Raw genomic sequence first — 18,592 nt, forward strand, 5'->3', positions numbered from 1 at the left:
TTGGGCATGACCACTATCCGCCAGGATGATCTGATCGACAGCGTTGCCGACGCGCTGCAATTTATTTCTTACTACCACCCACAGGACTTCATTCAGGCCCTGAACAAGGCTTATGAGAAAGAGGTCAACCCGGCGGCCAAGGACGCCATGGCGCAGATACTGATCAACTCACGTATGTGCGCCGAAGGCCATCGCCCCATCTGCCAGGACACGGGTATTGTGACCGTTAAGCTGAAAGTGGGTATGAATGTGCGCTGGGACGCTGAAATGAGCGTTACAGACATGGTGAATGAAGGGGTGCGTCGCGCCTATCAAAATGCTAGCAACGTACTACGTGCTTCTATCCTTACAGACCCGGATGGCGCCCGCAAAAATACCGGTGACAACACTCCGGCGGTGATTCACTTTGAAATCGTACCCGGCGATACCCTAGAGGTCTACGTAGCAGCCAAAGGCGGCGGCAGCGAGGCCAAGACCAAGTTCGCGATGCTGAACCCCTCCGATTCTGTTGTGGATTGGGTCCTTAAGATGGTACCGCAGATGGGCGCCGGCTGGTGTCCGCCCGGCATGCTGGGTATCGGTATTGGTGGAACCGCTGAAAAAGCGATGCTGCTGGCCAAGGAATCCCTGCTCGACCCTATCGATATTCAGGATTTGCAGGAGCGTGGCGCTTCCAATCGTGCCGAAGAGCTTCGCCTGGAGCTTTACGATTCTGTAAATAAACTGGGTATTGGTGCTCAAGGTCTTGGTGGCCTGACGACCGTGCTGGACGTCAAAATTAAGGATTACCCGACCCACGCAGCCAACAAAGCCGTGGCGATTATTCCCAATTGTGCCGCCACCCGTCATACCCACTTTACTCTGGATGGCACGGGTCCCGCGCGTCAGACACCGCCAAAGTTGGAAGACTGGCCACAAATTACCCGTGAGGCCGGCAGTAATACCCGTCGCGTGAACCTGGATACCGTAACGGCAGAAGACGTGCGAAGCTGGCAGCCCGGTGAAACCCTGCTGCTCAACGGTAAGATGCTTACCGGCCGTGATGCCGCTCACAAGAAAATGGTTGATATCCTTGCGAAGGGCGAGAAACTACCGGTGGACCTCACTGGCCGCTTTATTTACTACGTGGGCCCAGTAGATCCAGTACGCGACGAAGTGGTTGGCCCTGCAGGCCCCACCACCGCCACTCGTATGGATAAATTCACTCGCACCATGCTCGAAGAAACCGGCCTGCAGGGAATGATCGGTAAAGCCGAACGCGGTCCCATGGCAATTGAGGCAATCCGCGATAATAAAGCGGTGTACCTGATGGCCGTCGGTGGTGCAGCCTACCTGGTAGCGCAAGCAATCAAAGGCTCCAAGGTTGTCGCCTTCCCAGAGCTGGGTATGGAAGCTATTTATGAGTTCGAAGTGGAAGACATGCCGGTCACTGTCGCAGTGGATAGCGAAGGTGAATCAGTGCACACGACTGGCCCGCTGATCTGGAAAGCTAAAATTGAAGAGGGTGTGGTTTAAGCTACATGCCCACTGGAAAGGCCGGCCACCCCAGGTGCCCGGCCTTTTTTTGTGCTGTTTCATCGAATCCGGCTATTTACCTGGCGGTGTTTACGGCGAACAATACCGATCACTGTGATAACAGCTCCGCTCAAGAGAATTAGTAAGCCAAGCGGTAATAATGCAAATGGCTCACGCAAGATTCCCTCTGAGTCTATACTGCTGCCAATGAGCCAAAAGGCGAGAAGGGATAGCCCTCCAAAAATAATTAATACCACTCCAATCTTTAGCAAAATAATTCCTCTAAACCTGCACTCTATTCGTAATCTGATCGTGTAATAGATGAAACCTTATCGACTTCACGGGCACCCGCCAGTCGATCTTTGGTTCCACATTAATCCGCTAACCTGATAGTTTGCCGAGATAATATGGGTCGCTATCCGGGCATTCTATTTTCCTAAAGTAGGATAAAGCTCCAGAATTTTTTCCCTTACCCAGCGATGGGCGGGATTAACTGTTTGTGACTTGTGCCAAGTCAACTGTAGCAAAACTTTAGGGAATGCCATTGGCAATTTGAGCATACGCACTGGGAGTGCTTTGTAGTGGGCGGAATGCATCATTCTCGCTGGTACAACACCAATTAAATCCGTAGTAGATACCACATAGGGAAAAGAGGAGAGGTGAGGGATTCGCAGACAAATATTGCGTTGTAATTTTTGGGGGCGGGCTAGCCTTTCCATCGGGGAGCCCATCGGGTTCCCTCTTAATAGGGACACTTGTGGTAAAGTTTGGAAGCTCTTTTCACTGATTGCGTTACCGATTTTTTTATTATGCTTTCCGACAATAATTACAAGCTCTTCTTCAGAGATCGGTTGTGTAACATAGTTGGGTGACTCCACCGGCAGGTAATCAATAATCAGGTCTACCTCGCCATTACTTATCATTCTGGTCGTCATTTCGGATTCATCGGGGAGCACTGTAAGCTTGATGCCGGGTGCATATTCACGAAGCCATTCACTAAAACCGGGGATCATCAGCGTTTCCACCACATCCGGCATAACGATGGAAAACTCCTGTTCGGCTTTTCGATAATTAAACGGTGTTTGTTGAAGCCCGGAACGAACGGTAGTGAGTGCCTGATGAATAGATGGGTGTAGTGAAAGCGCGCGTTCAGTGGGACGCAGGCCCTTTGCGGTTCGAATAAACAGTTCATCTTCATAGGTTGCCCTCAATCGCTTAAGGGCAGCGCTGACAGCGGGTTGACTCATATGCAGTTTAATGGCAGCTCTGGTTAGATTTTGCTCGAGCATAAGCGCGTCAAATATGGGGAGCAGGTTCAAGTCCAGCGATCTTAGGTGCGTTGACATTATCAGCCTGGAGAATAATACAATTAATAATTATTTATTAGACGCAGCATGATGTCTCTTATTATATTTCGGGTCAACAGATTAAAAACACCTTAATCACTCTAAAAATAGAGGTGAGTTATGTGCAGGATGCCTGATACCACGGCTTTCAGAGCGGAATATAGGGCTCGTGTTCAGAGGCGCTATAGCGGCTGGGTTCATTTGGGAGGTGTTATGTTGATCAGCCTTACAGCCGCAGTCTATTGTATTTTGCATATAAGGGATCTGAAAGGGGGGGAACTGCTGGTGATTCCGCTCGGAATTCTGGCTTACAACGCTGTAGAGTATGTGAGCCACCGCTGGGCGGGGCATAAAAAGCTGAAGCTGACCAAACTTTTCTACCGGCGTCATACCGGTGACCATCACAGTTTTTTTTCTGCGCCACAATTGTCTTTTGAGTCGGCTTACGATTGGCGTATTGTACTGTTTCCTACGTATTTAACCGCTTTTGTTGCTATTGTTCTGGCGCCATTTTTTGGATTTTGCCTAACTTGGTTGGTTTCAGTGAATGTGGGATACCTCATGGCGGCAACCATGATATTAAATCATTTGGCTTATGAGCTTTTACATATTGGATACCATCAGCCCAGGGGGGGCTGGTTTCATAGGGTGCCTGGGCTTCGTGAGTTGGCCCATCTGCATAGAATCCATCATCATCGAAAATTAATGAAAGCCCATAATTTTAATTTGACCTTCCCCTTATTTGACCTTTTGCTGGGTACTTTATATTGGGAGCCATTGGACTCTTTTGATGATTTTTGTGATTGAAAAATATTTCATTCTTTCATGAGTTTATGGGAGGCTTTAATTCTGGTTTTCTTGGTCTAAGTCCGTCAGCATTAATTCGCGGATAATGGGTACAGGTGCACTGCCAAAACTCAAGAAATTTTCATGGAAATGTTTTAGATTGAAATTATCACCCAGTTTTTTTTCCACTTCTTCGCGCAAGGCTTGTATGGATATGAAACCAGCAAAGTAGCTGGTCAACTGTACCTGGCTCAAGGTGGCCCTGTGCCATTTTCCCTCGGCCTCAGCCTCCTGTTGAAAAGCCCCCTGCACCATTAGCTTCATGGCCTCGGCCTCAGTCATTCCCTTTACCTGTACACCGTAGTCGAGGAGGGTGTTGGTAATTACACGCAAATTCCATTTGTAATACATCAACCAAAGTTCAGGTGAGAAATCGCCATATCCTGCGTTTAACATCATACGTTCTGCATAGACTGCCCACCCTTCGATCATGGCACTATTGCCGAGAATGGTCTTAATAATGCTGGGCGATTGGTTGGCATAAACCAGCTGGGTGTAGTGGCCGGGGACGGCTTCGTGAATATTGAGTATTTGCAAAGTGTAATGATTGTACTCGCGTAGTAAGCTATTGGCCCTCTCGTCGCTCATAGTTTCTATGGGTATAACATTGTAATAAGAGTTGGCATTTTTATCATAGGGGCCGGGGGCATTAATCGAGGCAACTGTAAATCCGCGCAAATAAGGTGGGGTAGTGCGTACCACTAGAGGTTTCTCTTTGTCTAAGGATAAAAGGTCATGTTCGATCACAAAATCCACCAACTGCGGTATTTGCTTTTCTATCTCTTTTTTGAACGTATTTTTGCTGGCGTGATTTAGTGAAAGTTTGTCAATTAACCGGCGAATTTTTTCGTTCTGGTTGGATGGTATTGGGTCTTCTGGAAAATACTTAGGCCAGAGCTGTTCGGCGAGTTCTGACATCTTATTATGTACCTGATGTTGCTGTTTTTTTGCGCGTAGATAAAGTTCTTTGGCGCTGAGGCCTATCTGAATGTCGAATAAAAATTTTTCTTCGTAAAGCTTTTCACCAATACGGAAGTTTCGAAATCTACCAGACTTTTCCAATTTGGTTTGTAATTTCTTTAAAAAAATTATGTAGTCTTTTATTGCAGTACGTGTGGCATCTAAGCGCTGCCTGAAAACTAATTTCTCATCGTTAAACATCTGACTGCTGTCTACTAGCTTTTCTACTTTTTCTCCAAAAACTTCCAGGGCGCCCTCGTTTTGCTGTATGGCTAGTGCTAGTTGAGGTGCTGCCGGCTTGTTTATTGCTTGTTTGGCGGCTTGGTAATATTCGGGTACCCGGCGCATTCGGGTGTTGAAAGTGCGCAATCGCTTCTTGAGTGGAGCGAATGGGGTGTTCAGAATCAAGGCAAAGGGGTGGGAGACATTATAAACAGAAGGATCCCATTGGTAGGATTTAAAGGTAGTATGCTCCCATTGCAGGCGCTTTAAAAAATTTAAAATCAATGTCATATCGGTGAGGGAGGTGATACTGAGTAACTCACGATCTAATGCCAAAAACTTGCGCTCATAAGTTTGCGCAAAGTCCATTAAGTAAGCGCGATATGCCTTGTCGGGTACTTGTAGAAAAATGGCAGCGTCGTAGTAACCCTCGCGTACGGCCCAGGATGGAAAGACTTTCCAGAGGCCATTGATGAACTGTTGGCTCAGTTGCTGGAAGGCCAGCTCCATCTCGGCGCGCATTTCACTCATGGTTTCAGCTTGTGGGGGAACTATACGCTTCCGGTCTGTACGTTCGGGACCACAGGCAGATAGAGTGAATAGCGACATTAAAGTCAATATCGTGAGCAGGGTTTTCATGGCGATCCTTGCCGAAGGGCTTTTGTTAACGCCTGTAGATCTGTTTAAAAGCTAACACATCTGCCTGTGGGCTAGGGCAAGGTGGCGCCGAATGTTTCTGGGGAGTAACTGCTAGTCAGCTTTTAGCACACTGTTCCATATCGGTGAGCGAAAACCGTAGAAAATGCGTTTTTAACGTCTGTACTTGTGTCGTTGCGGGGGCCCGGTTAGAGTGAGGTCCACGCTAAATAACCGATAATAAACAAGGTTTTGAGGACTTATTCATGACAGAACTCGCCCAACAACAATGTGAAGCTTGTCGCGCGGATGCCCCACTCGTCAGTGATGATGAGCTTCCTGCGTTGCTGCGCCAAATTCCAGATTGGACCCCGATGGCCCGCGACGGCATTATGCAGCTGGAGCGCGTTTTCAAGTTCCGCAACTTTAAGCAGGCACTGGCTTTTACCAACCGCGTCGGTGCTATTGCTGAAGAAGTGGGGCACCATCCAGCACTGCTTACCGAGTGGGGTAAGGTTACCGTGACTTGGTGGAGCCATGAGGCTAAGGGTTTACACAAGAATGATTTTATTATGGCTGCCCGCACAGACGAGCAGGTAGAAGCTCCATAGCAATTGATTGACAGTGCGCCTGTATACCGCTTTAAATGGCTCGAGCAGGCGTTATACCTGCTGAGACAGCTCTCACCAGCACCTGATTTAGACAGGGCTGGTGACCCCTTCCAAATGGAATCCCTAGCACTGTTGCATCCATCCCGGTCTATGAGTGTTGGATAGAAGGAGAGATATCTTGTCCGAGTACACCTCGACGGTAATCTGGCAGCGCGACGAGCAAATATTCACCGATAACCAGTACAGCCGCGCTCACACCTGGCACTTTGATGGTGGCGCCTCTGTTCCCGCCTCCTCCTCCCCTCATGTCGTACCCATTCCCTATTCAGTGGTTGAAAATGTTGATCCAGAAGAAGCTTTTGTAGCGGCTCTGTCCAGCTGCCATATGCTGTTTTTTCTATCGATTGCAGCCAAGCGTGGATTTGTGGTCGATGAATATTGCGATGAAGCTAGAGGAGTTATGGGGACCGATAATGATGGTCGAATTGCTATGACTAAAGTTACCCTGCGCCCTTCGGTTCGCTTTTCCGGTGAAAAACAACCCAACCGTGAGCAGTTAGAAAAAATACATCACCTCTCCCACAAGCAGTGTTTTATTGCGAACTCCGTTAAAGCTGAAGTGGTGACAGAGATTCAAGCGCCTCCAGCCTGAGTACTTTCCTATAGCAGATTGGCTGTCGCTAAGTAATGACTAGACTTGGCGGCAATATTGATTTGTTTATTTTTTCGGGCAAATATGTACACAATTATTGAGAAAGTAGCTCCTACTGAGGATTTCCTCAGGCTGCGAGAGATAACAGGTTTAACTCCCAGAAGCCGTGAAGCAGCGGAAAAAGGCCTTCCAAATAGCTTGTACGGTATCCACATAAAAAGACACTCAGAAACTGTCGCTATGGGGCGGGTAGTGGGGGACGGCGCACTTAATTTTGAGATAGTGGATGTCGCAGTCGACCCCAAATTCCAAGGTGTTGGCCTGGGGCGTCAGGTAATGGAGCATATTATGGCTTACCTGGATCGAGAAGCGCTTCCTTCAGCATATATTACGTTGATGGCAGATGTTCCTGAACTTTATAAAAAGTTTGGATTTGAATTGAGCCGCCCAAATACCGAGGGGATGCATATAAGCAAATAATGGCACATAGCTATTATTGTGGGTTCGCAGTTGGTTTTACACCAATAAACGAATGATTGATTCAGTGTTGGCCATATCGCTTATGGTATTAAAATCATTTAGGTATTTAATAGGTTGCTTGTGCTTCATCATACAGTTGATTCATTTAATTGCGTTACTTTAAGCCTGGAAAGCTTTATGGGGACTGATGACCAGTTACTGACTGAACTGGTTGCCATAATTGAAGTGTCCAGAGTAAAAAATAGAAAATTAATCTGGATCACTCTACAAGATGCACTTACCCGGCTTATACCGATGTGCTTGGAGCATGGCTTTACCTTTCACAGTTGCCGAGGTTCGGCAACCAGGTTGGTTCTCAAGCTGCGAAACGATGCTTATGTTCCGTTTTCCCCAACCCATACGGTAGGTGTTGGGGGCTTTGTGTTGCTTAATGGACAGCTACTTTGTGTACAGGGGCACGGCGCTTCATCAAGCCCCAAATTGCCTGGTGGAACTGTTGATCTGGGTGAAAAGATAGCCGATGCGGTTCTTCGAGAGGTCTATGAAGAAACAGGCATTTCCTGTGAATTTACCTCTGTATAGGGGTTTGCCACCCGATTCCCTGCAAATTTTGGTTACACGGATATCTATTTTGTCTGTGAATTGGCACCCTTAAACCGGGCTATTTCAATCACGGATACCGAGGAAATCAAACATGCTTCCTGGATGGATGTTGACCTCTACCTGAATGGTGGACATGTTTCGTCTTTTAACCGGCATGTAGTTGAAATGTCCCTAAGAAAGCTGGGATTGACAAAGGTGCAGCAGGGTTCTTACAGGGATCCCTTTGCCAAGCAGGAAATATTTTGGAGTAATGCTTGAACTACTGACGTTGCGATTTTCCCAGCTTGACCTGAAAGTAAATACCGCTTGGAGCGGAGGCGCTTACATTAAGTTGAGTTTACTGTTTTCAGGCTTGGGTTTAATTCCTCTCTGGGGTATTTGGGCTACGTAGTTTTGATGTTGCAGAGTTTGGCCGCCAGCACCCTTGAAAATAGAACTTTACGTGGTTTTGATTTAGGCGCCTTTGTCAAAACGGATAAAGTTCTTACCCTAACTAAGGGGGGAGTGGTTGATGCTCGGTAAACTGTATAATTGTGAATGACATTTTTTGCAGCCAGATATCTAGTTGCTATGGCTCACAAGAAGCAAATGCAGTGCTGCTGTGCCGGTGAGCGTTAAATTGTCTCCTCGAATTAAGTCCCCTTCCTTTACCTTCTTAGTGATATTTCTTGATATTGCTTTCGCACTACCGCTAATAATATAAATCAAGTGAGCTTTATCTAAAGTTAATTGCTCGCCTGTTTTTAAGTGTGCAATGTCCATTACAGTGCTGCTATCAAAAGTACTGCCTTTCTCGTCAATACCTCCATAAATACGAGTGGTGCCATCTAATGCCGGTTTGTAGGTTTTATACCCCGCAGGCTGGCCAGCTTTCTCTGGCAGAGCCCAGACTTGCAGCATTCTGTTTTGTTGTTTGTCAGGGTTGATTTCATTGTGGGAAAAACCTTCACCGCCGGCGCGTTGTACTTGAACTTCGCCTGCCGCCAAGTCTTTGCCATGCTCCAGAGATCCCTCATGGCTGACCCGGCCTTCAATGATGATAGATATCACATCGATTTCACTGTGCGGATGCATGCCCGATGATCCTTGGGGTAAGTAACGTGCATCGGCCAAGTACACCATGTTCCCCAGACCTTCAAAGGTCTCTGCTTTTTTACGATTACCAAATACGCGGCTGTCAGTAACCAATCGGTGCTCGGTAATACCTGCGAAGCCGCCTAAAGGTAGTGTGTCTCTGGCTAAAATTTCCATTCTCTTCTCCGGGTTGCTTTGTCTATTGCTTTAGTTGATGAGGCTATTCTAGCTATACGTTATTGTTTGATATATGCTTATATTTAAAAATGATTGTTCTATTTTTGACAACAATAAGAGTTGCAGTGGGAAAGCTGGATGGGCCATAGAGTTGATTTGAATGACATGCTGCTGTTTATGGCCGTAGTGGATGCGGGTAGTTTTACCTCGGCAGCGGAAAGGCTTAACTTGCCTAAGGCTAATCTCAGTCGGAAAATTGCCAGGCTGGAACACGCTCTGGATGTCACCCTGCTCGAGCGCACCACGCGAACGCAAAAATTAACCGAGGCTGGTAGCGCCTATTTGCAACACTGTCGTCGAATTCAATATGAGGTGGATCTAGCGGAAAGTAAGGTCGGCAGCTTGGTGAACAAAGCATGCGGCACGTTGCGAGTGAGCGTTTCTGTTGGTGTCGGCCATGCGGTTTTGAAAAATGTAATGAGTGAGTTTCTGGAAAGCCATCCGGACATTCAGTTAGAGTTGACTCTCTCCAATCGAAGAGTAGATCTGGTTGAAGAGGGTTACGATTTAGTTGTCCGCGTGGGAATATTGGTGGACTCCAGATTGGTCGCAAAAAAACTGGGAGAAATCAGGCGTCGTTTATACGTAAGCCCAGAGTACCTAAGAAAAAATAATCTCAAAGCAGATCTTGAATCTGTGGCCGAATGCCAGTTTCTTATTATGAGCAGTGCCCAGCATGGTGACAGCTTGCGTTTAACTAATGGTGTTGATATGCAAGAGATAGGGATCATACCGAGAGTGCGAGTCGATGATTTTTTAATGTTAAAACAAATGCTGATTGATGGCTCTGGAATTGGAATTTTGCCAGACTATATGTGCCAGCAAGAGGTGGATCAGGGCTTTTTGGTGCCCATGTGCTCGGGTTGGGAAATGCCATCGGTAGATCTATATGCTCTCTACCCGCAACATCGGCAGAAGCTTCCGAAGGTTCGTTCTTTCTTGAACTTTATCCAACAAATTTTCACATGCCGATTAGGCTGATAATTTGTTGGTTTCTTTCGAACCATATAGGGTACTCTCCTGGAGATTTTATAAAAGAGTCGCTGGGTGTTGTGAAAGTATACGGCTGCCGTAGTAGCCTAAAGGGTGATGCGGTTCAGAGTTGAAAGCAGATTGTGAATATTGGGATATTTTTATTAGGCATCCTTGCCTGAGATCTCATTGAGAGAAGTGTATTCCTTACCAGGTTTTGTCGGGCTATAAGCGGTGGGTCTTATAATGTAGTTTCTCTTGTCTTCGATCTATTATCCGTAATTGTTTAGCTGTCACGTTTTGGTATGGCCCAGAGTAAAAATTCCCGGTTACCATCCCCACCTTTAATTGGACTATCAATATACGCCTTTACTTCGAGTCCCAGCTCACCACATAAATTAGTAATCTGTTCACGGACTTGTGGATAAAGTTTGGCATCGCGCACCAGCCCCCCCTTTCCTAAACCCCCTTGGCCAACCTCGAATTGTGGTTTTACCAGGCTCAACAGTTGCCCACTGGGTTTTAATAGAGTGGGTAGCTGCGGCAGTATCAGGGCCTGGGATATGAAGGATACATCCATAACGATGGCATCAAAGCCGTTATCTGCGTAGGGGGAAAGTTGGGACGCTTGTAAGTGGCGCGCGTTAATCCCTTCGAACAGATACATACGGGAGTCATTTTGTAACTTCTGTGCAAGCTGGTCGTGCCCCACATCCACCCCCACCACTGAAACGGCGCCTCTCTGTAATAGGCAGTCGCTGAAGCCGCCCGTGGAGCAGCCTACATCCAAGGCGTGCCAGCCTTTGGGGTTTAAGCCGGTATGGTCGAGAATCGCGGCGAGTTTCAGGCCGGCGCGGGATACGTATTGATCCTCGGGGAGGGGCGTGACTTCCAGGGCACAGCTCTCGCTGACAGACTGCGCCGCTTTGCGTGCAGCTTTCATGGGGCCACCTTCCGAGAGCATGACCCGGCCGGCATCGACTAGCTTTTTGGCGTGGGTGCGGGAGTTGGCGAGTTTTCTCTTTACTAGCAATTGGTCCAGTCGGGTCATGTTTCGCAACGGTGTCCTGTCAATATGGTTAAGAATACAGTGGCCATGCTAACCTCTGGCTCCCATAGGTAGAAGTGTGGCCCTGCAGGTTGTAGAGCTAGTCTTTAGGAAAGAGGATGTCAGTCGATGGCAAAAAGCGTTCTGAACAAGTTCAAGATTCGCAAAGGAAAGGTTTTTGAGGCGCCTTTGGAGGAGGCTTTTGGGCGCTTGATGACACCTTTCGAAGAGTTTATTCATCGACAAAGCAGCAGTGGCATTTTGTTGATGCTCTCTGCGCTGGCTGCACTGATTATCGCCAATTCCCCTCTGGAAGATGCCTACAAGCATCTGCTGCACATGCCCATTAGCCTCAATGCGGGAGATTGGGAATTTTCTCTGTCTCTGCATCATTGGATTAACGATGGCCTGATGGCGATCTTCTTTTTTCTGGTGGGCCTGGAATTAAAACGTGAATTTATGGTGGGGGAATTATCTGACCTTCGCCAAGCGGTGTTGCCGGTGATGGCAGCGATCGGCGGTATGGTGGTGCCGGCTTTGATCTATGCCGCTTTTAATGGCGGCGGAGAGGCTGAGCGTGGCTGGGGTATCCCCATGGCCACGGATATTGCTTTTGCCGTCGGGTGTATCGCGCTGCTGGGGAATCGGGTTCCCCGTGCCGTGGTTACTTTTTTGGTGGCCTTGGCAATTGTCGATGACCTGGGGGCTATCCTGGTGATCGCCATCTGGTATACCGAACAAGTGAATGTGGCCGCACTGATCGCAGCGGGCTGCCTGATCGTAATTATGTGGTTGCTCAAGGCCGCCGGTGTGCGTAGCTCACCGGCCTATGTGTTTGTGGGGATCCTGCTGTGGTATGAGTTCTATCTGGCCGGGGTACATGCGACTATCGCAGGGGTCATCACGGCGATGGCATTGCCGGCCAAGCCCAAATATGATCCTGTGGCTTTTAGCACCTTTGTAAAAGATATTATCCGCAGCTTTGATCGCTGTTTCCGCCCCGGTGACAAAATTATTGCCAACGATGCCCTGCGTGCACGGGTAATGGCTCTGGGTAACGGTGTGAACTTGGCGCAGTCTCCCTTGCAGCGTATGGAGACACGCCTGCATACCCCTGTGGGCTTTATTGTGATCCCTATTTTTGCCCTGGCCAATGCGGGTATTCCCTTTGACAGTTTTACCAGTTCCACGGCGGTGCTCAATCCTGTGACCCTCGGTGTGATTGCGGGCCTGGTAGTGGGCAAGTTGGTGGGGATTGTGGGGGCCACCTGGATCGGTTGGAAGTTGGGCTTGGGCAAACTGCCAAAACTGGCGAACTTTCAACATATCGTTGGTGTTGCGCTGCTTGGGGGTATCGGCTTTACCATGTCGATCTTTATCGCCGAATTGGCATTTAGCGGCCAAGGTAACCTGCTCATCCAGGCCAAGGCGGGTATCTTACTGGCCTCTGTCATCGCCGGTATCGCCGGTTTCCTCGTACTGCGCAATGCGCCGGTTTCTGAGGAGTTTGATGGCCAGGCGGATAGCGAGGGAAATCCAACGCCAGATGGGGGCGACAATACGCAGAGGGAAGTATCCGCTCAGGAGAACACTGAGCGCCAGGGCTAAGGTTATCGCCAGCGACCCCACCAGTGTGATGGGGTCTTGACCTCACTTCCAGTTAGTTTCTAGCCAGACCTGTCCGATATGAGATCCATCCACAGAGAATCAATAATAATGAAACGAGTGATAAAGGCAGCGGGCCTGCTTTTCGTATTGGCGGCGCCACTGCTTTTTGGCGGTTGTGAAAGTAAAACAGCACAAGATGCTATATCACCGGAGCTAATGAGCCTCAAGGCGATGCCGGCGGCAAATAAAGGGAAAGGGGATATGTCGATGGATACCGTAGCCAGGGAGTATGTGGCCCTGGTGTTGGAGCTGGGCAATCACGACAAGCGCTATGTGGATGCATTTTACGGCCCGGCCGAGTGGCGGGAACAGGCACAGCAGAGTGGCGCCAGCCCAGCAAAAATTGCCCAGCGGGGGCGGACGCTATTGGCGCAGTTGCCAAGGGGGGAGGGGGCTGACGGTTCTCTCGAGGGACTTCGCCTCCACTACCTAAAAACCCAGCTGGGGGCTTTAGTGGCGCATGCGGAGAGCCTTACCGGTGAAACGGAGCGCAGCTTTGCCAAAGAGGCCCGCGAGCTGTACGACACCCTGCCGCCCAAACAGGATTTTGCCAGTTTTGAACCGCAGCTTCAGGAGCTGGCAGAGCTGCTGCCGGGAGATCGGCCACTGAGTGAACGGGTGCAAGCATTTCGTCGCGAATTTGAAATCCCATCAGATAAGCTACAGGCGGTGTTTACTGCATCAATCGAGGAGTGTCGTCTGCGCACCAAGCAGTATATTTCCCTGCCGGATAATGAACACTTTGCGCTGGAATACGTCAGTGACAAACCCTGGAGCGGTTACAACTGGTATCGGGGGGGCTCTCACAGCTTGATACAGGTGAATAGCGGTCTGCCGATTACCATTGACCGCGCCATCGATCTGGGCTGCCACGAGGGCTATCCCGGCCATCACACTTATAATGCGCTCTTGGAGCAGTCTTTGGTGCAAGAGCGCGGCTGGGTGGAATACAGTGTCTATCCGCTGTTTAGTCCTCAATCCCTCATTGCAGAAGGCAGTGCTAACTACGGCATTGATCTGGCCTTTCCCGGCGAGGAAAAAAACCGCTTTGAGCGAGAGGTGCTCTACCCGCTGGCGGGCTTGGACCCACAGCGTGCGCAAAAATATGAGCGGGTGATGGCATTGGTGGATAAGCTCAGCTTTGCCGGCAATGAAATCGCAAGACAGTATATCGACGGTGAAATCCCCGGCGCGCAGGTGGCGCCCCTATTTGAAAAGTACACCTTGATGAGCCCGGCTAAAGCGCTGCAGCGCAAGGATTTTGTCGATGCCTACGGCGCTTATGTTATTAACTACAACTGGGGCAAAAAGCTGGTGGCGGATTATGTCGAACAGGACACCAGCAGTGCGGAGGAGCGTTGGCAGCGCTTTACCAAACTGCTGTCTTCGCCGCGTTTGCCCTCGTCCCTACACTGGTAGGGTGGGAAAATGCAGAGCGTGGTGCTGAGACATTACCTGCTTGCTCGCCCTGAGGCGGTTGAGGATTTTCCCTTTGGTCCCGAGGTCGCCGTGTTTAAGGTGAAGGGGCGAATGTTTGCCACTCTCGGTCGTTATCGCGAGGCGGATGCCACCAATTTGAAGTGTGACCCCGATGAGGCGCAAGCCCTGCGGGATATCTTCCCCGGCGTGTTGCCGGGTTACCATATGAACAAGAAGCACTGGAATACCGTTTTGCTCGATGGCACAGTGCCGGATTATGAAATAGAGCGGATGGTGGATCGCTCCTATGGCCTGGTGGTAAAAGGGCTGCGTAAGATTGAGCGGGAATCCCTTGAACTGGCCTACGGCATGGATACCCTCTACCGCTAGACCATCAGCAAATTAGCAAGACATTACTCAGGAGAGTTTGTGAACGAATTTATTGTCGATGTAACGGCAGAAAACGCCCAGCAAGTACTGATCGAAGAATCAATGAAGCGCCCGGTGTTGGTGGATTTCTGGGCCGACTGGTGCGAGCCGTGCAAACAGTTGATGCCGGTGCTGGAAAAGCTTGCCAACGAATACGCGGGCCAGTTCCTCCTGGCTAGAGTGAATGCCGACACCGAACAGATGATCGCCGGCCAACTGGGCGTACGCAGCCTGCCCACAGTGATGCTGTTGAAAGAGGGGCAGCCGGTAGATGGCTTTGCCGGAGTGCAGCCAGAGAGCCAGATTCGTGAAATGCTGGATAAATACTTACCCAAACCCTGGGATATCAAGCTGCAGCAGGCTCTTGCACTGATTGCCGAAGGCAAGGCCGATGAGGCACTGCCACTGTTGCGCCAGGCTTATAGCGAATCCTCTGAGCGTGTGGATATCGCCAAACAGCTTGCGGCATTACTGCTCGATCAGAATCGCGCACAGGAAGCGGAAACGGTGCTCGGAAAAATCCTCCTGGCGGATCAGGATGCTGAATACCAACAGCTGATGGCTCAGCTGGAGTTGAAGCAGCAGGCGGCGGATACTCCGGAAATCCAGGCGTTGCAGAAAGCTCTGGAACAGAACCCACAGGATTACGATGCCGCCTACCAGCTGGCCGTGCAGTACAGCCAGGCCAGCCGCCACCAGGAAGCGCTGGATCTGCTGCTGGATATTCTACGCCGGGATATGAATTTCTCCGATGGTGCGGCCAAGCAGGCATTCCTCGACATCGTGAAGAGCTTGGGGGCGGGTGATCCGATCGCCACGCAATACCAGCGCAAGCTGATGACGCTGATGTTCTGAGGTGTTTCAGAATTTTGCATTACAAAGGGGCCTTGGGCCCCTTTGTTTTATCCGCCAATCAAGAGTGAATAATTGTTATGTACAAGCTCTGTGTCTATATCCCCGCATCCCATCTGGAGACGGTGAAACAAGCCTTATTCCAAGCTGGTGCCGGTCGAATTGGGGACTATGACAGCTGTTGTTGGCAGGTGCTTGGCTGCGGTCAGTTTCGCCCACTTCCCGGGAGCCAGCCGTTTATTGGTGGCTCAGGGCAAGTGGAGCAGGTGGAGGAGTACCGGGTTGAAATGGTGTGTATGGATAATTATGTGGATACGGCCCTGGAGGCCCTGTATCGAGCCCACCCCTACGAAGAGCCGGCGTTTGATGTGTGGCGCCTGGATGAGCGCTGTGCCACAACGCATAAGCAGCGATAGGATGTAGATGCGAATCCTGTCACTTGAACCCCTTTATTAAGTGGGGGTTAGAGGTTATCCAGGGCCTGCTGGCGTTCCTGGCTCTTTTCTTGGAGTGCCTGTATTTCTTTTAAGATGTTAGAGAGACGATTGTCGCTAGAGTCACTCTCCTGCAAGCGTTGCGATTGCGGTTCTTGGGCTTGCCTTTTGGTGCCAGCCGCATCGGCGGGCAGGGTATTGATGGGCTTCACCCGGTGGATGCGCACTGAGGCCCCCAAGCCCTCTGGCACCGAATCAGAGAAATGCCAGTTGCCCTGGCGATCCTGCCAGCTAAATACTTCGGTGGTTGGCTTTTTTGACTCCTCGGGCAGGAGGCCACTGGATTCCACCAGGGTCTCAAACTGCTCGGCGGATTTTTGTGTGCTAGTGGTCACGGCTTGAACGGCGCGCTGGCCCTGCTGGCGTACTGTATCCAGAGTCTGCTGATCCGGCAGCCAGTCCTGAGGCGATATGATCGGCTTGCCATCGGGTCCGGGGATAAGCATGGGTAAACCCACGCCCACTAATAGCAGGACAGCGAGCATATAGGCGTATTTCATTGGAATATCCTTGTATTTCCGATATGCGGAAGAGGGAGCTGCGCTCCCGGCCGCTCAGCACGCGAAAACGCGGGTTACAGTTTTCGCGAGATAACGCCCCGGTGCAGCTGGTACTGACCAAGTTTGCTGTCGGCGAAATAATGCTCGAGGGTTTTGTGCATAATCGGGAACGCAATTTCTTTCCAGGGAATTTCCTCCTGGCGAAATAGCTCCACTTCTAACGATTCCGGCCCCGGTCCGAAATTGGTATCGGTCAGTTCACCGCGATAGATCAGGTAGACCTGGTTGATATAGGGAATGTCATAGACTGAGTAGAGGCCATCGACACGAATGTTGGCACGAGCCTCCTCCCAGGATTCCCGCAGCGCCCCCTCTTCACTGGATTCACCGTTTTCCATAAACCCGGCGGGCAGAGTCCAAAGCCCCAAACGTGGCTCGATAGCCCGCTTGCACAGCATGATCCGGTCTTCCAGGTAGGGTAGAACACCGACAATCACACGTGGGTTAATGTAGTGAATAGTCCCGCAGTTACCGCATAGGTGACGCGGGCGATCATCGCCTTCTGGGATGGAAAATGTGACGGCATCGCTGCCGCATTGGCTACAAAATTTCATTGCGTCAGTATACCTATGCAAGATTCCAGCGCCAGCTTCCAGCTTTTTGACGCCTATAGTTGATAGAGATATTGAAATTCATAAGGCGGTATCTACCCTGCCATGGCGCGTTTTTTATTTTTTGGGCTTGTGCTGGCGTTCTTGTCTGCCTGTGGCGGCAAAGACGATGAGCAAAAGGTGCCACCACCGCCTCCGGTCGAGGTATTGGTGGTGCGCGAACAGCCTGTGATTCCGCGCTTTGAATTTGTCGGCCGGGTGGAGGCCACCGATGAGTATAAGGTGCGCCCCCGCGTGCAAGGTTACATCGAGAGTCGTAATTTCAGGGAGGGGGAGACCGTCAAAAAAGGGCGCTTGCTATTCGAAATAGATCCACGTCCGTTTATTGCCGAACTGGACAACCAGAGTGCAAACCTGGAGCGCACTCAGGCATCCCTCCGGGTTGCCGAGCGCAACTATCGACGTGGCCGCACATTGGTGGCCACGGGTGCCATCAGCCAAGTACAGATGGATGAACTGATGGGGACTTTCGAAGAGGCCAAGTCCCAAGTAGATGCGGACCGCGCTAAAGTGGAAAGCGCCCAGCTCGATCTTTCCTTTACAAAGATTTATGCGCCTCTCACCGGTCGTATAGGTCGCACCCAATTTACCGAGGGCTCCCTGGTGGGACCCAATTCGGACCCGCTTACCACCATCGTCAAGATGGACCCGATCTACGTGTTGTTCGAAGTGCCGGAGGACCAACTTTTCGCCGTACAAGTGGATGCCGAGCGCCGCCGTCGCGAGGGTTTGCCCCCTACAGAATTGGATGTGCGTATCGAACTACCGGATGGAAACTTCTATCCCTATCCGGGCAAGATTGTCTTTATCGACAACCAGATTGACCCGAATACCGGCTCTGTGGCGGTGCGCGCACTTTTTGCCAACCCGGGAAGCCTGTTGGTACAGGGGCAGTTCGCGCGAGTTTCCATCCGCTTGTATACCGGCAGTGAGGCGCTCAAACCGCTGGTGCCGCAATCGGCGGTGATGGAGGACATGCAGGGGCGCTACCTCTTCGTGCTGGGCAAAAACAATATTGCGGAAAAGCGCTATGTCACTCTGGGCCAGCGCGAGGGAGAACTCTGGGCAGTCAACCGCGGTGTGGTTGTTGGTGAATCGGTCATTGTGAACGGTCTGCAACGGGTAGTTGCCGGCAAGCCGGTGACGCCGCAGAACACTCCGCGCAATCCCTACGATGTTGCGGACAAACCCGCAGAGCCCGCACGCGGCGGGAGTTCACCAGTACATATGCCGGGATCAAAGCAGCCCATGGGTACCGGCCGGGGAACGCTACTACCCGATGAAGGTAGCGAGAAGGGTGAACGCCCCCAATACGAGGGAGAGGCGGATGATTACAAGTAGCCCGGTTGCGGTGGAG

General features: G+C 50.4%; 20 protein-coding genes. 13 read left to right on the top strand and 7 right to left on the bottom strand.

What is annotated here, in order from left to right; all coding sequences use genetic code 11:
• Positions 1–6 precede the first annotated feature (6 nt).
• Entirely contained in the window at positions 7–1,515 is a 1,509-nt protein-coding gene (locus ACCI51_RS04290; RefSeq protein ID WP_371842723.1) for a fumarate hydratase, read from the top strand.
• A 59-nt stretch (positions 1,516–1,574) separates the two neighbouring features.
• Here ACCI51_RS04290 and ACCI51_RS04295 read toward each other — a convergent pair whose 3' ends face one another.
• Both ACCI51_RS04295 and ACCI51_RS04300 read right to left on the bottom strand, forming a co-directional pair.
• Positions 1,575–1,772, bottom strand: coding sequence for a DUF3955 domain-containing protein (locus tag ACCI51_RS04295; protein ID WP_366525563.1), 198 nt, complete (start codon positions 1,770–1,772; stop codon positions 1,575–1,577).
• Between the two features lie 171 nt (positions 1,773–1,943).
• On the bottom strand, positions 1,944–2,861 hold the full coding sequence (locus ACCI51_RS04300; protein WP_371842724.1) for a LysR substrate-binding domain-containing protein: 918 nt from the start codon (positions 2,859–2,861) through the stop codon (positions 1,944–1,946).
• A gap of 213 nt (positions 2,862–3,074) precedes the next feature.
• Here ACCI51_RS04300 and ACCI51_RS04305 point away from each other — a divergent pair, with 213 nt between their 5' ends.
• The gene (locus tag ACCI51_RS04305) at positions 3,075–3,668 is read left to right on the top strand and encodes a sterol desaturase family protein (protein WP_371842725.1); all 594 of its coding nucleotides are present in this window, start codon (positions 3,075–3,077) and stop codon (positions 3,666–3,668) included.
• A gap of 36 nt (positions 3,669–3,704) precedes the next feature.
• Here ACCI51_RS04305 and ACCI51_RS04310 read toward each other — a convergent pair whose 3' ends face one another.
• On the bottom strand, positions 3,705–5,528 hold the full coding sequence (locus ACCI51_RS04310) for a DUF885 domain-containing protein (protein ID WP_371842726.1): 1,824 nt from the start codon (positions 5,526–5,528) through the stop codon (positions 3,705–3,707).
• A gap of 263 nt (positions 5,529–5,791) precedes the next feature.
• Between ACCI51_RS04310 and ACCI51_RS04315 the strand changes: the two genes are divergently transcribed.
• From ACCI51_RS04315 to ACCI51_RS04330, 4 genes are all read left to right on the top strand, one after another.
• Complete coding sequence (locus ACCI51_RS04315) at positions 5,792–6,136, top strand: 4a-hydroxytetrahydrobiopterin dehydratase (RefSeq protein ID WP_299583457.1); 345 nt, start codon at positions 5,792–5,794, stop codon at positions 6,134–6,136.
• A gap of 178 nt (positions 6,137–6,314) precedes the next feature.
• Positions 6,315–6,788 carry an OsmC family protein gene (locus ACCI51_RS04320; RefSeq protein ID WP_299583454.1) on the top strand — a complete coding sequence of 158 codons (474 nt, stop codon included), beginning with the start codon at positions 6,315–6,317 and terminating at the stop codon, positions 6,786–6,788.
• 84 nt (positions 6,789–6,872) lie between these two features.
• Entirely contained in the window at positions 6,873–7,268 is a 396-nt protein-coding gene (locus ACCI51_RS04325) for a GNAT family N-acetyltransferase (protein WP_299583451.1), read from the top strand.
• A 120-nt stretch (positions 7,269–7,388) separates the two neighbouring features.
• Complete coding sequence (locus tag ACCI51_RS04330) at positions 7,389–7,850, top strand: NUDIX domain-containing protein (RefSeq protein ID WP_371842727.1); 462 nt, start codon at positions 7,389–7,391, stop codon at positions 7,848–7,850.
• A 582-nt stretch (positions 7,851–8,432) separates the two neighbouring features.
• Here ACCI51_RS04330 and ACCI51_RS04335 read toward each other — a convergent pair.
• Positions 8,433–9,122, bottom strand: coding sequence for a pirin family protein (locus ACCI51_RS04335; RefSeq protein WP_371842728.1), 690 nt, complete (start codon positions 9,120–9,122; stop codon positions 8,433–8,435).
• Between the two features lie 165 nt (positions 9,123–9,287).
• Between ACCI51_RS04335 and ACCI51_RS04340 the strand changes: the two genes are divergently transcribed.
• Complete coding sequence (locus ACCI51_RS04340) at positions 9,288–10,163, top strand: LysR family transcriptional regulator (RefSeq protein WP_371842822.1); 876 nt, start codon at positions 9,288–9,290, stop codon at positions 10,161–10,163.
• Positions 10,164–10,440: 277 nt separating this feature from the next.
• Here ACCI51_RS04340 and ACCI51_RS04345 read toward each other — a convergent pair whose 3' ends face one another.
• Positions 10,441–11,205, bottom strand: coding sequence for a TlyA family RNA methyltransferase (locus ACCI51_RS04345; RefSeq protein WP_371842729.1), 765 nt, complete (start codon positions 11,203–11,205; stop codon positions 10,441–10,443).
• A gap of 126 nt (positions 11,206–11,331) precedes the next feature.
• Here ACCI51_RS04345 and nhaA point away from each other — a divergent pair, with 126 nt between their 5' ends.
• From nhaA to ACCI51_RS04370, 5 genes are all read left to right on the top strand, one after another.
• Positions 11,332–12,810, top strand: a complete 1,479-nt coding sequence (nhaA, locus tag ACCI51_RS04350; protein WP_371842730.1) for a Na+/H+ antiporter NhaA — start codon at positions 11,332–11,334, stop codon at positions 12,808–12,810.
• A 108-nt stretch (positions 12,811–12,918) separates the two neighbouring features.
• A complete protein-coding gene (locus ACCI51_RS04355; protein WP_371842731.1) occupies positions 12,919–14,289 on the top strand; it encodes a hypothetical protein in 1,371 nt (456 codons plus the stop codon).
• Between the two features lie 9 nt (positions 14,290–14,298).
• A complete protein-coding gene (locus tag ACCI51_RS04360) occupies positions 14,299–14,679 on the top strand; it encodes an MmcQ/YjbR family DNA-binding protein (protein WP_299586315.1) in 381 nt (126 codons plus the stop codon).
• A gap of 39 nt (positions 14,680–14,718) precedes the next feature.
• The gene (trxA, locus tag ACCI51_RS04365; RefSeq protein ID WP_299586313.1) at positions 14,719–15,573 is read left to right on the top strand and encodes a thioredoxin; all 855 of its coding nucleotides are present in this window, start codon (positions 14,719–14,721) and stop codon (positions 15,571–15,573) included.
• A 77-nt stretch (positions 15,574–15,650) separates the two neighbouring features.
• A complete protein-coding gene (locus tag ACCI51_RS04370; RefSeq protein WP_299586310.1) occupies positions 15,651–15,986 on the top strand; it encodes a Nif3-like dinuclear metal center hexameric protein in 336 nt (111 codons plus the stop codon).
• 47 nt (positions 15,987–16,033) lie between these two features.
• Here ACCI51_RS04370 and ACCI51_RS04375 read toward each other — a convergent pair whose 3' ends face one another.
• Entirely contained in the window at positions 16,034–16,564 is a 531-nt protein-coding gene (locus ACCI51_RS04375) for a hypothetical protein (RefSeq protein ID WP_299586307.1), read from the bottom strand.
• Positions 16,565–16,638: 74 nt separating this feature from the next.
• Positions 16,639–17,178 (bottom strand): NUDIX hydrolase, encoded by a 540-nt coding sequence (locus ACCI51_RS04380; protein ID WP_299586305.1) that lies wholly within the window; start codon positions 17,176–17,178, stop codon positions 16,639–16,641.
• A gap of 102 nt (positions 17,179–17,280) precedes the next feature.
• Here ACCI51_RS04380 and ACCI51_RS04385 point away from each other — a divergent pair, with 102 nt between their 5' ends.
• The gene (locus ACCI51_RS04385; protein ID WP_371842732.1) at positions 17,281–18,576 is read left to right on the top strand and encodes an efflux RND transporter periplasmic adaptor subunit; all 1,296 of its coding nucleotides are present in this window, start codon (positions 17,281–17,283) and stop codon (positions 18,574–18,576) included.
• Positions 18,577–18,592 lie beyond the last annotated feature (16 nt).

This window comes from Microbulbifer echini, assembly GCF_041447225.1.
Classification (GTDB): Bacteria; Pseudomonadota; Gammaproteobacteria; order Pseudomonadales; family Cellvibrionaceae; genus Microbulbifer; species Microbulbifer echini.

What these genes read in the sequence shown, in the direction of transcription:
- ACCI51_RS04290 (WP_371842723.1), top strand. Translation starts at nt 7, where the DNA reads ATGACCACTATCCGCCAGGATGATCTGATCGACAGCGTTGCCGACGCG.
- ACCI51_RS04300 (WP_371842724.1), bottom strand. Translation starts at nt 2,861, where the DNA reads ATGTCAACGCACCTAAGATCGCTGGACTTGAACCTGCTCCCCATATTT.
- ACCI51_RS04305 (WP_371842725.1), top strand. Translation starts at nt 3,075, where the DNA reads ATGTTGATCAGCCTTACAGCCGCAGTCTATTGTATTTTGCATATAAGG.
- ACCI51_RS04310 (WP_371842726.1), bottom strand. Translation starts at nt 5,528, where the DNA reads ATGAAAACCCTGCTCACGATATTGACTTTAATGTCGCTATTCACTCTA.
- ACCI51_RS04315 (WP_299583457.1), top strand. Translation starts at nt 5,792, where the DNA reads ATGACAGAACTCGCCCAACAACAATGTGAAGCTTGTCGCGCGGATGCC.
- ACCI51_RS04325 (WP_299583451.1), top strand. Translation starts at nt 6,873, where the DNA reads ATGTACACAATTATTGAGAAAGTAGCTCCTACTGAGGATTTCCTCAGG.
- ACCI51_RS04335 (WP_371842728.1), bottom strand. Translation starts at nt 9,122, where the DNA reads ATGGAAATTTTAGCCAGAGACACACTACCTTTAGGCGGCTTCGCAGGT.
- ACCI51_RS04340 (WP_371842822.1), top strand. Translation starts at nt 9,288, where the DNA reads ATGCTGCTGTTTATGGCCGTAGTGGATGCGGGTAGTTTTACCTCGGCA.
- ACCI51_RS04345 (WP_371842729.1), bottom strand. Translation starts at nt 11,205, where the DNA reads ATGACCCGACTGGACCAATTGCTAGTAAAGAGAAAACTCGCCAACTCC.
- nhaA (WP_371842730.1), top strand. Translation starts at nt 11,332, where the DNA reads ATGGCAAAAAGCGTTCTGAACAAGTTCAAGATTCGCAAAGGAAAGGTT.
- ACCI51_RS04355 (WP_371842731.1), top strand. Translation starts at nt 12,919, where the DNA reads ATGAAACGAGTGATAAAGGCAGCGGGCCTGCTTTTCGTATTGGCGGCG.
- ACCI51_RS04360 (WP_299586315.1), top strand. Translation starts at nt 14,299, where the DNA reads ATGCAGAGCGTGGTGCTGAGACATTACCTGCTTGCTCGCCCTGAGGCG.
- ACCI51_RS04370 (WP_299586310.1), top strand. Translation starts at nt 15,651, where the DNA reads ATGTACAAGCTCTGTGTCTATATCCCCGCATCCCATCTGGAGACGGTG.
- ACCI51_RS04375 (WP_299586307.1), bottom strand. Translation starts at nt 16,564, where the DNA reads ATGAAATACGCCTATATGCTCGCTGTCCTGCTATTAGTGGGCGTGGGT.
- ACCI51_RS04380 (WP_299586305.1), bottom strand. Translation starts at nt 17,178, where the DNA reads ATGAAATTTTGTAGCCAATGCGGCAGCGATGCCGTCACATTTTCCATC.
- ACCI51_RS04385 (WP_371842732.1), top strand. Translation starts at nt 17,281, where the DNA reads ATGGCGCGTTTTTTATTTTTTGGGCTTGTGCTGGCGTTCTTGTCTGCC.